The organism is Mesomycoplasma conjunctivae (assembly GCF_000026765.1).
GTDB classification, from domain to species: Bacteria; Bacillota_I; Bacilli_A; order Mycoplasmatales; family Metamycoplasmataceae; genus Mesomycoplasma; species Mesomycoplasma conjunctivae.
In genome coordinates this window covers 44,747-59,631 of the sequence record NC_012806.1, presented here as the reverse complement: position 1 = coordinate 59,631, position 14,885 = coordinate 44,747, and the positions used below count along the sequence as shown (strand labels likewise).

Here is a 14,885-nt window from a genome sequence, read left to right as displayed (position 1 = left end):
ATTTGAAAATTTAAAAAAACTAACACTTTTGGTGTTAGCCTCCTCCTAAACCAGGACAAAAAAAACAACACCTTAGTGTTAATTTTTTTGTCCTGGTTTATTATGCTGTTGTTTTTTTGTTGATTTATTTATAAGAATCTAGACATCCAAATTTTTAACATAACGTGCATTTTCTTCAATGAAAACTTTACGAGGTTGAACTTCTTCACCCATAAGTGCTTCAAAAACTTGAGAAGCAATAAAGGCATCATGAATTTGCACTTGATACATTTTACGGGTGGTAGGATCCATGGTAGTTTCTCACAATTGATCAGGATTCATTTCTCCTAAACCTTTATAACGTTGAATAGTTACTTTATTATTTTCAAATTCTTTTGCAATAATTTCATCTTTTTGCTTATCAGAATAAGCATAAACAACTTTTTTATTAGCACTAATTTTATATAAAGGAGGTTGAGCTATATAAATTAGACCATATTCAATTAAAGGTCTAAAATAACGATATAAAAATGTTAATAATAAGGTACGAATGTGTGAACCATCAGAGTCAGCATCGGTCATAATTATAATCTTGTGATATCTAACTTTATTAATATTAAATTCTGGACCAATTCCAGTTCCAAAAGCTGTGATAAGTGATAAAATCTCTTCATTTTTCAACACTTTTTCTAAATTAGTTCTTTGTGAATTGATAACTTTTCCTCTTAAAGGTAAAATTGCCTGAAAGTGACGATCACGTCCCATTTTAGCACTACCACCTGCAGAATTACCCTCGACAATATAAAGTTCGGCCATTTGCGCATTTTTAACACTGCAATCTGCTAATTTTCCAGGAAGCGAACTAACATCAAAAGGAGACTTACGTTTAACAGCTTCACGAGCAGATTCAGCAGCTTTGCGAGCTTTTTGTGAAATTAAATTACGTTCAATAATCTTTCGAGCTTGTTCAGGATTTTCTACTAAAAAGCGTTCAAAAACTTCTGAAAATACTTTATTAGTAATTTGGCGCACTTCTTTACTATTAAGTTTTCCTTTAGTTTGACCTTCAAAAATTGGATCACTATGCTTGATAGAAATAACAGCAAATAAACCATCTTTAATATCTTCTTTGCTAAATTTTTCATTTTCATTTTTGAAAAATTTATTTTCAAAAGCATAATTATTTAAAATCCTTGAAAGCGCATCAAAAAGTCCAGCTTCATGTGTACCGCCTTCGCGATTATAAATGTTATTGGTATACGACAAAAGTTCACTGCGGTCTTCATTTACATAGCGCAGTGCTACTTCAACTTTGATGTGATTTTCATTGTGACTAAGCTCATCTTCGACGTAAATAATTTCATCATGAACATGTTCATAGCCCTTAGATAATTCGCTGATGTAGTCAAAAATTCCACCTTCAAACAAGAAGGTTTTTTGGAAATTAGTTCTTTGATCATCAATAGTAAATTTTAGACCTTTAGTTAAATAAGCTGTTTGTTTTAGGCGATCTTGAATAATATCGAGGCGAAACTCGTTTTTATCCATAATGGTAAAATCGGGAATAAATTTAATAGTAGTTCCTGTTTGATTTTCAGAAACACTATCAATGACTTTTAAATTATCAACTTTTTGTCCACCATCACGAAATTCTTGAAAGTAAAGTTTACCATCTCTTTTAATTCAAACTTGTAAATGCTTACTTAAGGCATTGACAACAGAGGCACCTACCCCATGAAGACCACCGGAAACTTTGTAGGAGCTACCATCAAATTTACCACCAGCGTGCAAAATTGTAAGCACAACTTCAGCTGCAGAAACACCATGTTTTGGATGAATATCAGTTGGAATTCCCCGACCATTATCACTAACTTGAACATAGCCATCTTTTGTGATTACAACATCAATTTGGTTTGCAAAACCTGCTAATGCTTCATCAACCGCATTGTCAACTATTTCTCAAATTAAATGGTGTAAAGGTTGAATTCCTGTACCACCAATGTACATTCCTGGTCTTTTACGAACAGGTTCTAAACCTTCTAAAGTTTGAATACTACTAGCTGAATAATTTTTTTGACTCATGTTACTCCTTTTGTCTATAAATTTATAGACTTTTTAGCTAATTTTACTCCTCAAATTTATCTACAATTGTCACAGATTGAATCTCATCATTATCTTTAATATTAATAATTTTGACACCTTTAGTATTTCTGCTAGTTATATTAATATCTTGTAAACTTGTTCTAATTAAGATACCTTTTTTAGTTACAATTAGTGCTTCTTCATTTCCTTTAATTATGGAAATAAAACATAATGAACCAGCTTTTTCTGTGTTTAAGGTTTTAACACCTTTGCTATTTCTTGAAGTTTGGCGGTATTCATCAATACTAGTTTTTTTACCATAACCAAAGCGACCCAAAGCAAAAACATACTCACCAGAAAGTGAATGTGAAGCACCGATGACAAACTCGTCATTTGTCAATTTAATACCTTTGACACCCATAGCTACCCGACCTGTTGATCTGATGCTATCAAAATCAAATTTATTAACTTTACCACTGGAGCTTCCAATAAGAACTTCACAAGGTTCATTTTCCTTGACTATAAAGGCGCTAACTAATGTATCATTTTCATTTAATTTAAGTGCATATTTTCCATTTTTATTGATATTTTTATAGAATTCAAGTGGGGTCTTTTTAATTAAACCTAGACGCGAAACTGTAACTAAAAAATGGTGAGCATAGTCTTGATTTCAAACTAAAAGTGTATAAATTTGTTCATCTTTTTCAATTGGTAATAGATTTACAAAGGGTATCCCTTTACCTTGTTTGGTTGAATCGGGAATCTGATGTGTTCTTAATTTAAATATTTTTGCTTTTGAAGTTATAATAAGCAAATCAGTGTGAGTATTTGCAAATCAAATACCTTTTAGATAGTCATCTTTGTAAAGTGAAGATGTTGAACTACCTACTCCACCACGATTTTGAACACGATATTCTTCCAAATTAATTCTTTTAACATAATTATTATCGGTAAGACTAATAATAACATCACTGCGAGGAATTAAATCTTCATCTATAATATTGCCAATTTCACCATTAATTTCACTACGACGTGGATCAGCAAAATTATTAATAATTTCTAAGTGTTGATCAATAACTAGTTGTACTAATTTTTCATCAGAAGCTATTATTTCTTCAATTCTGTTGATTTCTGCTTTGATTTGTTCAATTTCAGTCATTAATTTTTCAATTGCTAGTGATGTCAATCTACCTAATCTCATGTCAACAATTGCCTTTGTTTGGATAGGATTTAAATCAAAACGTTTTCCAAGTTTTTCTTGAGCTTGAGCATCTGAGGAAGAACTTTTAATGATTTTAACAACTTCATCTATATTTTCAACAGCAACTTTGACCCCTAAGAGTACATTAAGTTTTTCTTTATATTTTTCAAGATCAAAATTAAGTCCGCGAAGGTTAATTTCTTTTTGATGTAAGAGGTATTGATAAAGGATTTCTTTTAAATTAAGCAATTTTGGCTCACCTTTTACAATAGCTAGCATATTCATGCTATAACTAATTTGAAAATCGGTTTCCTTATAAAGTTGATTTAAAATTATTTCCGGATTAAAACCTTTTTTAATTTCAAAAACAACGCGAATTCCTTGCCTATTGGTTTCATCACGAACATCTTTAATTCCTTGAAGTCGTTTCTCTTTGACTAATTGGACTACCTTTTCAATGATAGCTGGTTTTTTAACTTCATAAGGAATTTCGTAAAAAATAATTTTAGATTTGCCAGAATTAAAAGTTTCAATTTTAGCTTTTGCCCTTAAAATAAAGGAGCCTCTTCCTGTTTTATAAGCTTGTTGAATTCCACTGACTCCAAAAATAGTTGCTCCAGTTGGAAAATCAGGACCTGGAAGACTTTGTGCTAATTCTTCAACACTAATATCATTATTTTTAGCTAACAAAATAAATGAATTTATTACTTCGGTTAAATTATGTGGGGGAATTTTAGTAGCCATACCAACAGCAATACCAGAAACTCCAGAAACTAATAAGTTAGGAAAGCGCACCGGCAAAACATTTGGTTCTTGTTCACTTCCATCATAGTTTGGTATAAAATCAACAGTATTTTTTTTGATACCTTCAACCATTAAAGAAGCTATTTTAGACATTCTAGCTTCAGTATAACGCATAGCCGCTGCTTCATCACCATCAATAGAACCAAAATTACCATGACCATCAACTAAAGGGTAGCGCAAGGAAAAAGGCTGAGCCATTCTTACCATTGAATCATAAACTGAGGTATCACCATGAGGGTGGTATTTTCCTAGAACATCACCTACAATACGAGCCGATTTTTTATAAGCACTGTTGTGAACAATACCAAGCTCACTCATAGTGTATAAAATTCTTCTGTGTACTGGTTTTAGACCATCTCGAACATCTGGAAGGGCACGAGAAATAATAACAGACATTGAATAATCCAAAAAAGAATTTCTCATTTCTTCTTCAATTTGTTTTGGAATAATATTATTTTTTTCTGAATCTATAACTTGTGACTCAAGTTGAAAATCATCTTGATTTTGCGGCAAAATTTCTTCATCATCTTCAGAATTATCGCTTGCTGCTTCATTAAAAACGACTTTAATTTCGTCGTCTTCAGGATTATTGGTAAAGTCTTTTTTTTCTACATCTTTTTCATCTTTTTCATCAATAATCATAGTCAAATCCTTTACAATAAATATTATAAATTATACCAAAAAATAGCTATTTTGCTTGGAAAAAGTAGGTAATAACTCTTTAAATACTTTTGAAAATAATAACAAAAAATCTCTTTTTTCTAGTGTTAATTAATGCTATAAATTTGAATGATTTATTTATTGTCAAAACCAACAATAATTGCAAAAATTTGTTTATTTTTTAAACAATAACAAATTAAAAAATCAAATATATTAATAATTTAGTGTAAAATTATCAAGACGAGGTATTTTAGTTATATGGAAGCAGATTTTTTTTACAAACATCACCTAAAAATGATATTGATCTCAATGGTTTTTTGAATACTTAAAATTATTTCTATTATCATTGTTATTATAGCTGCGCAGCAACACACTAAATTTCCAACAGATTCAATGTTTGCAATAGCAGTTTTGTTTATTATTATATTTTTAGTTTCTTTATTTTTACACTTAGCTCTTAAATCTTTTATAGTAGTAACATATCGCGAAATAAAAAAATCAACCAAACTAGAATATCAAGAATGAACTAAACAAATGAAATTACCAAGTATAATTTCAAAAATAGGTTTTATTTTACCAGTGTTATTTCAAGTTTCTAATATTATTGCAATAGTCCAATATAAAAAATTAAAAGATCTTCAAAAATAAAAAAAAGAGATTTTTTTGAATCTCTTTTTTTTATTTTTGAAATATAGTATATATCCTATACTTTTATAGATGCAATTGTACTTTTTTGTTCTTCAACAATTTTAAGAATTTTGCTTAAAATGTCTTGAATTTCTTGAATTTTAGCAGGTGTTAAATTATCAAGACTACTCTGCAATTTATTTATATCAATTTGACTAATTTTTTCAAAAGCACCTTTAATTTTTGTTATGTCAAAATCTTTTAAACTTTCAGTAACAATTTGAATATTTTTCTTAATATCCTCAAAACTACCTATTCTTTTAAATACTAAAAAATAAATAATTGTTGCTATGATTGCTATAAAAATAGTAGACGCAATAACGGAAGATAAAATAGTTATAATAAAAAGTGATAATTTAGTAACTGGTTTTTTCATATGAAATTAAGGAAAATTATTTACTTTTAGTTTCTTTAGTAGCTTTACTATTGTACTCAATTAATTTGTCTAAGACTTTTCTATTAGTAATTTCTATATGTAAGTCTTTCAATGAGACATGAGTTTTTAAATCTTCGATACTACGCCCTGATAATTTAGAAAGATTTTCAAGGTATTGATTTATTTCTTCATCTGTTGGCACAAGTGCTTCTTGTTTAGCAATTTCGGCATAAATAAATGCATTTTTTAATAATTTGGTAGCTTCTGTTTTAACTTGATCATCAATATCTTGAGTAGTAAATTTAGTAACTCTTAAGTATTCTTCAAGGGTAAATCCTTGTGTTTTTAAAGTTTGTTTGAAGGTGTCACTAAGCCTTTGCATTTCATTACCTAATAGTTTAGTAGAAATTGGTAGGCTAACTTGTGAACCAAGCTCTTCAATAGCAGCTCTTGAAAATTCAACACGAGATTTTTCAACATTTTCACGCTTGGTGAGATCTTCTAAATAGTCTTCAAGTTGACTAATGGTGGTTACATTAGGAATTTTGAGATCTTCTACAAATTTGTTGGATAACTCAGCTGGTGTATTACGTTTAATTTTGTTGATTTTAACTTTAAAAGTAGCTTCTTTATTAGCAAAAGCAGGAACATGATATTCTTTAGGAAAGGTAACGATAATATCTTTTTCTTCTTCTTTTTTAAGACCAATTAATTGTTCTTCAAAACCTGGAATAAATTGTCCAGATCCTATTTTAAGATCAAAATCTGATGCCTCTCCACCTTCAAAAGCTTCATTTTCTATAAAACCTTTAAAATCAAAGTTGATGACATCATTTTTTTCAATTGGTCCATCAACATCTGAATATGTTCCTCTGGTTTGTAAAAGTTTATCAATTTGCGCTTGAACATCTTCTTTGCTAACTGGATCAACTTGATATTTAGTTTTTAATTTCTTATAATCAGGAAGTTTAATTTCTGGATAAACTGGGTATAAAAACTCAATTTCTAATTCATCTTTGCTAACTTTTGCAATATTGTAAACAGGCCCATCAATAACTTGGTCATCATCCATTATGTTAGTTCTAGATTCTGTTTCTAATTCAGGAATAATGTACTGAATTGCTAGTTCTAATAGTTTTGCTGGATCAATAAAAGCTCTGGCTTTGTCAACAGGCACTTTACCTTTACGAAAACCTTTAATTTGTACTTTAGAAATCAGTTTTTTTTCTGCTTTATTAAGCACTGATTCTCATCTATCACTAGGAGCTGAAATACTAATTTTTAGTTCAGCAGTATCTTTTAATAATTCACGTTTAATCATATTTTTATTCTTTCAATATTAAAGTATTATTTAATTATAAAGTTTTTTTAATTTTTTAAGCATAAAAATGCCAAAAATTTATTGTTGAATTTTTTGCAATTGCTTTAATGCAAAATTAGTTGTTTTTTGTATTATTTGTTTTCTGCTACCTTTTAATTTTAATTCTCAAACTTTATCATTTAAGGCAACAAAAACTTGTCCAATTTCGCCATCTAATTTTTTGGGTCCTGCATTTCCACTAAATGCAAAACAATATTTTGTTTTAAAAAATTTATTACCAGCTTTTGCCATTGCTAAAACTACTTGAGCATTTACCACACCTTTGGAAGTATCGATGCCCAATTTTTCTTTTATTTCATTACTATAGGCAATAATGGAACCTTTATAAAAAGAAGAAGCACCTGCTTGACTAACTATTTTTGAAGCAAAATACCCACCAGTCAAAGATTCAACACTAGATAAACTAAAAGGTGCTTTTGCAAGTCTTCAGTCTTCTTTTTTATAGGTTTTTTGTTGATTACAGTATTGACAAGTTATCTCAATTTGCTTATTTTTTTTTATTATTTTATCAACCTCTGATTCATCAAGAAGTTTTAACAAATTATCAAATCCTTTTTCAACACATTGACATTTTCACCTTCATTTTTTAATTGATATAGGTGTATATTGATTAAAATAAGAGTGAATATCAGGGTGTGTTTTTAAATCTTTTAATATATTTTCAATAAATATTATATCTTCTTCTTGATAGTTAGGAAGTAGTTGAAAAATAACAGATTGAACAACACTTTGTTTGGAAGTTTTGCCTAAAAAAACCTTGTTTTTTATTGCACTTTTGATCTGTTGTGATGAATTAAAATAATGAGCTAAATCAGTTATAAAATCACCTGATACCAACTCGACTTGACCTCCATAATTTGACTTATTATTTGTGTTTACTATTGATAAGATACCTTTTTTACCAACATATGAAGATACTAATTGTTCAGTAGAAAAATCACTAAAATATGATTGATCTATTGTGGTAGGCACAAAATCAAAAAAAGCTCTAATATCTCCGTTATTTTTACTTTCAATAGTTAAATTTTTCACCATTTCAGATTTAATCACTATACTTGTTGAACTATTATTGGATTTTTGTAATCTCGATAATGGTGCAAATGTGGCAATTGCAGATGCAAAAGTAAGTGCTTGAATATTATCAAGTTTATGAGTTTTAATTGCTTGTAAAACAACATTTTTTAAATCACTTACTAAGATAAAAACATTACCTTTTAAATATATTTTAGAATAAGAATGCATATTTTAATTATATAAAATATTATGATTTTAAAAAGTTTGATAATGCAGAAAAAATAAGAAAAAATTTACTTTTTGTTTATTTTTGTTTCTGTTTTAGACCTTTTTCTGAATTTGTTTCTATTTTATATATGAAAAGATTTTATAAAGTTTTTATTTTAGCGCTCTTAGGGGTTGCAATTATTTGGTTTGTTACCAACCAAATAATTGCACAACAAACTTATACAAATAAAAATATTAAAATCACAATTAATTCTGGTGTCAAAAAACCAGGAACAAAAATTTTTAAATCAGGAACTACATTGAGAGAAATTCTTTTTGTTTTTGAAATTAATCCTGATGTTGATCTATCAAGTTTGAATTTAAACCAAAATATCAAAATTGACATGATTATTAATCTAAAAAAGAACACAAAAACTAATTAAATTATTTTAAAAGGGAGGATAAAATATGGTAAAAATTTCAACAAATATTGCAAATTGATTCTCAATTACTAAAAATTCTGCAAAAGAATTTTATTCTTGAATATTGGTTTTGTTTGCAATTATTTCTATTATTCTTTTATTAGATTATAAAAATATCTGATGATTATTAGGGATTTTTTTACCATTAATTGTTTTGTTCTCTTTATCAGAGGTCAAAAAAATCATAATTTGATGTTTTATAGCTATTATAGTTATATTAGCTTACTGAGTATCCATACCTGATTGAAATAATAAGATTTTAAGTTTTGACACAATTGTTAAAGAAGAAACCGGTTTTGGCAGCATAGTAAAATTTGACAACGGAAATTTGTTGCTTGAAAAAATGAAAATACCAGCAAATACAAAACTAAGAGTATCAGGTCAAATCATCCCTATTAACCAAATTGATAATTTTGAATTTGATGTTGTAAGTTTTTTCAAATCTAAACTAACCTTTTTTAAAATAGTTAAAGCCAAAACTGAAATTGTAGGTCAGAAAAATACTATTATTGATTCTATTCAAAAATATTTGCTTGAAGGTGGGGAATACTATAAACAATTAGTTCCCATAATTTTTCTTGGACAGGTTAGCACACATGGACAAATATTAAGAGATAATTTAATTTTATTAGGTGTATATCATATTTTTGTAATATCTGGTTTTCATATCAATATTTTGAAACAAACTATTTTTTGAATAGGAAAGAAAATATGTTTAAATAAAAGTATATACTCGTCACTTTTTTTTATTTTTTTAATTTTTCAATTATTTATTTTAAATTTTCCTATTTCTTTTTTAAGAGGTGTCATTTTCTGAATTTTAGTTGAAATTAATAAAATTTTTTTAAATAAAAAATTTAAAAAACATGAATTATTAGTCTTTACTGCTATTGCAATGATTTTGTCTAACATTTTCATAATTTATTCACCAGCTTTTATTTTAAGCTTTACAATAACTTTTATTATTTTATTAATAAACAATATCAAATTTAAAGATAAAAAAATAAAAACACTAATAAGTTTTTTTATTATAAATTTTGTAAGCGCATTATTTACTAGCTATTATAATGGAAGTTATAACTTTTTAGGTCCTATTAATTTTTTAATATTTTCTTCTTTTTTTACTTTTTTTTACTTCTTTTTATCCTTATTTATATGAAGTAAACCTATTCTTGATTTTGCCAGTTACTTATTTATAATAGTTGTTGAAAATATTGTTGAAATTCAATTTTTAATTTTAAGTTATAAAATTAATTATCTAACTTTAATCTTTTGTAATATAATAACAATAATATGTTTTTTATTTATGGAAATGACTACTACCTCATTCAAGAGGAGGTTAGAAAAATCACTAGCTTAAATTTTCAAAACAATGAAATATACCATTTTTTTGAAGGTGATGATATTGATTGAATAGTTGATCAAATTTCAAATAAAAGTATTTTTGATGAACAAAAAGTTTTTATTTTGCACAATTTTTTTGGTTTTGGCAGTGATGCAAAAAAAGAAAAAATAATTTTTGAAAAATTATCAAATTCGCCACATAAAATTATTTTTTCTTTTGTTTTATTAGAAAATAATACTAAATCAAAATTATTAAAATCTAACCTATTTAAATTTTTTGGCGAAAAAATTAATGTAAAAGAAGTTTTAGGTATTGACAATAAAAATAAAAAGTTGTTTATACAAAACTATGCTCAAAAAATAGATTTAAAATTATCTGACTATGACATTTTACAGTTAGAAATTAGACTTCCAGCACAAGCAGGTATTATAGTTCATGAATTAAAAAAAATAAAAAATTTAGGTTACAATGTTGATCAAAATCTTTTAGATAACTTTGTTAGCGACTACTCTTCTCATAGCGAATGAGGTTTTATCAACTCTTTTATGAATGTGGAAATGAGAAGTATTTTTAAGTATTACAATACAAAAATTCTCGAAGGTACGCCTATAACATTGCTTATCGGTCAGATCAGTAATAAACTTCAACAAGTTTTTACTGTATATTTACATAGAAAAAATAAATTATCTGATGTGGTTATAGCTCAAAAAATGGGAATCAATGTTTTTCAAGTCAAAAACGCTATAACTTTTTATAAAAAAATAGGGATGAAAAAACTGCGATTCATGATTAAAAAACTTGCTGATTTAGATATAAAAATTAAAAAATTTGTTATTGATGAAAAAATAGGTTTTGAAAATTTTATTTTAGAGCTTTTCAAATAAATGCTTTAAATTTATACACTTTTCATCAATTTTGGAGTTTTTCAAAATAATTAAATTGAAACAAAATCACTATTATTTCTATAGTAATTATTAATAACCAAGCAGATCATGCATATGTAACAAAAGCAGAGGTGTCACCAGATTGTGTAGTCGAATTTAAGGTTATTATTTTTTGTCCTAAAAGTGAGCCTCCGACAAGACCAAACACTAGTAAATCATGCATGATATTAGTTACATATGAAGATAAATATTTAAAATACTCTTTTTTAATACTAGGAAAAACATAGTGCAAGAGCAGCTTCGTTCTGCTTCAACCTTTTATTTTTAATAATTTATACTTATTCCAATCTATACTATTGATACTCTCATTAAGTTTTTTGCCAAGGTTAATTGAACTTTTAAATCCTACCAAGACAGCTACAAAAAGTAAAGGCGGAATAAAAGATAAAGAAATAAATAAGTAGAAAAAGATAGTAATTGGTATGATTCTAAAGATGTTTAGCATCGTTTTTATTAATGCTCATTGAAACATTTTATTCATTTTTTCATTACTTAAAAAAGCAAAAAAAATAGAAAAAACAGTTAAAATAGCAAAGGTGATAACGAGCTGTGCAATTAAATTTCACATCATATAAAATGGATTATCTAAACTTCCTTGTGCAAAAAGTTCTCATTTTAAATCAAATATTTCTTGAAAAAAATTTTTAATTTCAAAACTATTGACACTTCAATCTTTAATTTGAATTATACTTATTAAATTGATAATTAGAAGACAAAAAACAAGTAAAATTTTAAAAAGTTTATCATAATTTTTTTTAATTCATATTAGTGTAAAATGACTGCTATTTGCCACTTTGAGACTTTTCTTATTAATAATAAATTTATTAAAAATAATACCTAAAGTGTCTAAAAATATAGTAAATACAAGCAAAACAACTAATGGAATTCCCACAATTGACCAACCAATTGTGGGATCTTGAGCATCTTGAAGCAAACTACCTATTCCAATCACTCCCGCTGATGAAATAATTGTAGTCCATCTAATATTAGATTCAAATGAATATATAAATAGTACTAAATATTTATTGCTAATATGAGGTCAAATGTTGTTTTTAAATGATCTAAACTTAGAATTCCCTTTTATAATACTAATGCGATAGCTTTGCCAATCTAAATTGTTTAAAAAGCTATAAAAAAACTTATGAAGTCACATTCAAGTAAATCAAAATATAATAAGAAAAGCTGATAATTCTTTTTGAAAACCTTTAGCAAAAGGTACCATAACAAAAGGGATGGGCAAAGCTCTAAAAACGGTTATTAAAATAGAAATAAATTTAGTTACAAATTTATTTTGACTGATTTCTTGTGAAGCGAACAACGAAGTTATTAAAGCCATTATGGAACCAAAAAAAGTTCCTAAAATTGAATATTTGATTGTAATTCAAAGCAAATTCAAACTTAATTGAATAATAGATTGTGAAGGATAGTCTAAATGAAAGTTAGAAAATACAAATAATTCAGTTAATTTTTTTGCAACAAATTTTCAACCGTTATTATTTATAGGTAAAAATACAGAATATAAAGAAAAAGAAATTAAAATAAATATGATTACAAAATAAACAATTATTCTTTTGAAACTAAAATATGATTTTTCTTTTTTTTTTTTTTTTTTGCATTTAGTCTTCCTCAAAAATTTCATTTAATAGTTGATAATTTATTGATTCAAATGATTTAAATAATTTTGCTTTTTTATTTTTTATTAGCAAGATTTTAGCATCGTATTTTTTAATAATTTCAATATCATGAGTAATAATAAATAAGATGGATTGATTAATTTGTGCAAGTCGAAAAATTAAATCTAAAATTTGGTTTGAAGTTTTAGGGTCTAGTGCGGTTGTAGGTTCATCAGCTAAAATAATTTTTGGATTTTGTAACATTAATTTAGCTACTTCTACTCGTTGTTGTTGACCTCCGGATAGATCGCTGAAAATGGAAAATATTTTTTCTTGGAGCCCTAATTTTGTTAAAACATCTTTAATTTCTTGAGTTTGCTTTTTGTTTGGAATCGAAAAAAAACTAAAAAATTTATTTTGATATTTTGGCAATTCCTTGGCAATATTAACAAAAACTGTTTGGAAATTAATTGAAGTCGGTTGTTGTGTCAAATAACCTACTTTTTTCACAAATTCCTTTGTTTGAGCTTTATTTTTTTTACTAATTATTTGACCATTATAAATAATATCACCCTCAAGAATATCCATGTATTGCATAATGCTTAAAAAAAACGAACTTTTTCCAGCACCGCTTGGACCAATTACAAAAATGGGTTTATCTTTAGTAACTTCAAAATTTATGTTTTTTAAAATAGGTTTATCATCCTGTTTATATTTAAAAGTGACATTTTCAAACTTTAATTTATTCATTTTTATTTAGACTTTTATTATAAATTTTTAAAATCTCATTTTTACTATGAATTTTTCTATAACCATTGTAACCTACATTTGGTCCATAAGTATCAGTTTTATTTTCTGCTAAATTAATAAAGGTTTGCACAATTAATTCTGCTTGTTTTTTGTTAAAATCGGAACGAAATGATCCAATATCATATAAAAGTGGATTAGTAAGAGCAAAAACTTCGACTTTACCGTTTGGTTCGATAGATGTATATCTTTTGCCATCACCTTTATTTTGGTTTCAAGCAAAGGAAGCCTCATCATCAAAAGCAATAGCAAAATTAGGATCTTGACCGATATCTCTACCTTCTTTTAATATGTATTTATCAGGATTATTTATTTTATCTTCTTTTAATGTGGTAAACTTGTCACCAAAATGTTGCTTAAGAATATTTTCTTGTAATTTTCATCGACCTGCTGAACTTTCATTACCATGGATGATACCAAAGTTTCTAAAAGTGATAAAGTCCTTATCATCTCAAGCCTTCTTAATTTTACTTCTTTTAGCATCATCACCCGCTATCATTATCATGCCACGATAAAAATTTACTTGTTTATCGTTAAGATCATAAAGAAATTTATAGACAATACCATTTCATTTTTGTAATCCATTTTCATCATTAGATCAATTATTAAAAGGAGTTTGAAGAAAACTTTTGTTTAAATTATTGGTAGCTTCTGCAAGTAAATTGTTGTTATCTTGAAAAAATGTAAGCTCACTATCATCTTTAAAAGCATTAGTTGTTGTCTGTAACAAATTTTGTAATTGGTTATTTCTATCTAATTCAATTGTTGAAATTGAGTTAGTAATACCAAAATCAATAGCATTTTCTGAATTATCTGAACTTAATAATTGGCTAATAATAGTTTGGCCATCATCAATTCCTATAAAATCAAAACTTACTTTTGCTTGATTTGCAGTCTCTGGATCTGCTAATTGCAATCTATTAAATTCATTAGTGAAGTTATTTAAAAAAGTTTTTACACGATTTGGATCTTCACTTTTTAGTTTAAATCAGGACTGCCCAAGTCCTAAATTAACTTTTGTGTCTCATTGTTGTTGCACCACTGCTTGTCTTGAACAAGAGCTTAAAATTAAAAATAATGGTGAGAAAAAAATAACAAAAAATTTTTTTGTTATTTTTTTCTTGTTTCTTAAAAAATTAAATTTCATACACACCTCTTAAATTTTGTGTGTAAACAAAGAATCTTGACTAAACTCGTTACGCTAGAATTACCTAGATCAACTTTTAAGAGTATATCTCAGCCTGTTAAAGCACCTCTGTTTACTAATTAAAATTATATCAAATTTTTTCTAAATAACAAAAAA

The 14,885-nt window shown here is 26.8% G+C and carries 12 protein-coding genes and 1 riboswitch; of the genes, 4 read left to right on the top strand and 8 right to left on the bottom strand.

Annotation, left to right across the window (positions count from 1 at the left end):
* Positions 1 to 138: 138 nt before the first annotated feature.
* Positions 139 to 2,061, bottom strand: coding sequence for a DNA topoisomerase (ATP-hydrolyzing) subunit B (gene gyrB, locus MCJ_RS00255; protein WP_012751268.1), 1,923 nt, complete (start codon positions 2,059 to 2,061; stop codon positions 139 to 141).
* A gap of 43 nt (positions 2,062 to 2,104) precedes the next feature.
* Positions 2,105 to 4,708, bottom strand: a complete 2,604-nt coding sequence (gene gyrA / locus MCJ_RS00250; RefSeq protein ID WP_012751267.1) for a DNA gyrase subunit A — start codon at positions 4,706 to 4,708, stop codon at positions 2,105 to 2,107.
* Between the two features lie 276 nt (positions 4,709 to 4,984).
* On the opposite strand from gyrA, the gene MCJ_RS00245 reads away from it, so the two are divergent.
* On the top strand, positions 4,985 to 5,374 hold the full coding sequence (locus tag MCJ_RS00245) for a hypothetical protein (protein ID WP_041594464.1): 390 nt from the start codon (positions 4,985 to 4,987) through the stop codon (positions 5,372 to 5,374).
* Positions 5,375 to 5,429: 55 nt separating this feature from the next.
* Here MCJ_RS00245 and MCJ_RS00240 read toward each other — a convergent pair whose 3' ends face one another.
* The 3 genes from MCJ_RS00240 to MCJ_RS03550 all read right to left on the bottom strand — a co-directional run bounded on the left by MCJ_RS00240 (position 5,430) and on the right by MCJ_RS03550 (position 8,412).
* On the bottom strand, positions 5,430 to 5,789 hold the full coding sequence (locus MCJ_RS00240) for a hypothetical protein (protein WP_012751265.1): 360 nt from the start codon (positions 5,787 to 5,789) through the stop codon (positions 5,430 to 5,432).
* 16 nt (positions 5,790 to 5,805) lie between these two features.
* The gene (gene tig / locus MCJ_RS00235) at positions 5,806 to 7,110 is read right to left on the bottom strand and encodes a trigger factor (protein WP_012751264.1); all 1,305 of its coding nucleotides are present in this window, start codon (positions 7,108 to 7,110) and stop codon (positions 5,806 to 5,808) included.
* 78 nt (positions 7,111 to 7,188) lie between these two features.
* Positions 7,189 to 8,412: an Hsp33 family molecular chaperone HslO gene (locus MCJ_RS03550; RefSeq protein ID WP_012751263.1), complete on the bottom strand. Its 1,224-nt coding sequence runs from the start codon at positions 8,410 to 8,412 to the stop codon at positions 7,189 to 7,191.
* Between the two features lie 128 nt (positions 8,413 to 8,540).
* Here MCJ_RS03550 and MCJ_RS00225 point away from each other — a divergent pair, with 128 nt between their 5' ends.
* From MCJ_RS00225 to holA, 3 genes are read left to right on the top strand one after another with little or no spacing between them, the layout of a single operon-like run.
* Positions 8,541 to 8,834, top strand: a complete 294-nt coding sequence (locus tag MCJ_RS00225) for a hypothetical protein (protein WP_012751262.1) — start codon at positions 8,541 to 8,543, stop codon at positions 8,832 to 8,834.
* A gap of 25 nt (positions 8,835 to 8,859) precedes the next feature.
* On the top strand, positions 8,860 to 10,233 hold the full coding sequence (locus tag MCJ_RS00220; protein WP_012751261.1) for an MAG0480 family ComEC-like protein: 1,374 nt from the start codon (positions 8,860 to 8,862) through the stop codon (positions 10,231 to 10,233).
* Entirely contained in the window at positions 10,167 to 11,102 is a 936-nt protein-coding gene (gene holA, locus MCJ_RS00215) for a DNA polymerase III subunit delta (RefSeq protein WP_041594463.1), read from the top strand. The genes MCJ_RS00220 and holA overlap by 67 nt, the downstream gene beginning before the upstream one ends.
* Here the strand turns inward: holA and MCJ_RS00210 are convergent.
* From MCJ_RS00210 to cypl, 3 genes are all read right to left on the bottom strand, one after another.
* Complete coding sequence (locus MCJ_RS00210) at positions 11,080 to 12,498, bottom strand: ABC transporter permease subunit (protein WP_129621914.1); 1,419 nt, start codon at positions 12,496 to 12,498, stop codon at positions 11,080 to 11,082. The genes holA and MCJ_RS00210 overlap by 23 nt on opposite strands.
* 280 nt (positions 12,499 to 12,778) lie before the next feature.
* Positions 12,779 to 13,525 (bottom strand): ATP-binding cassette domain-containing protein, encoded by a 747-nt coding sequence (locus MCJ_RS00205; RefSeq protein WP_012751258.1) that lies wholly within the window; start codon positions 13,523 to 13,525, stop codon positions 12,779 to 12,781.
* Positions 13,518 to 14,729, bottom strand: a complete 1,212-nt coding sequence (gene cypl, locus MCJ_RS00200) for an ABC transporter thiamine pyrophosphate-binding lipoprotein p37/Cypl (RefSeq protein WP_012751257.1) — start codon at positions 14,727 to 14,729, stop codon at positions 13,518 to 13,520. The genes MCJ_RS00205 and cypl overlap by 8 nt, the downstream gene beginning before the upstream one ends.
* 29 nt (positions 14,730 to 14,758) lie before the next feature.
* Positions 14,759 to 14,849: riboswitch (TPP riboswitch) on the bottom strand.
* Positions 14,850 to 14,885: the final 36 nt, after the last annotated feature.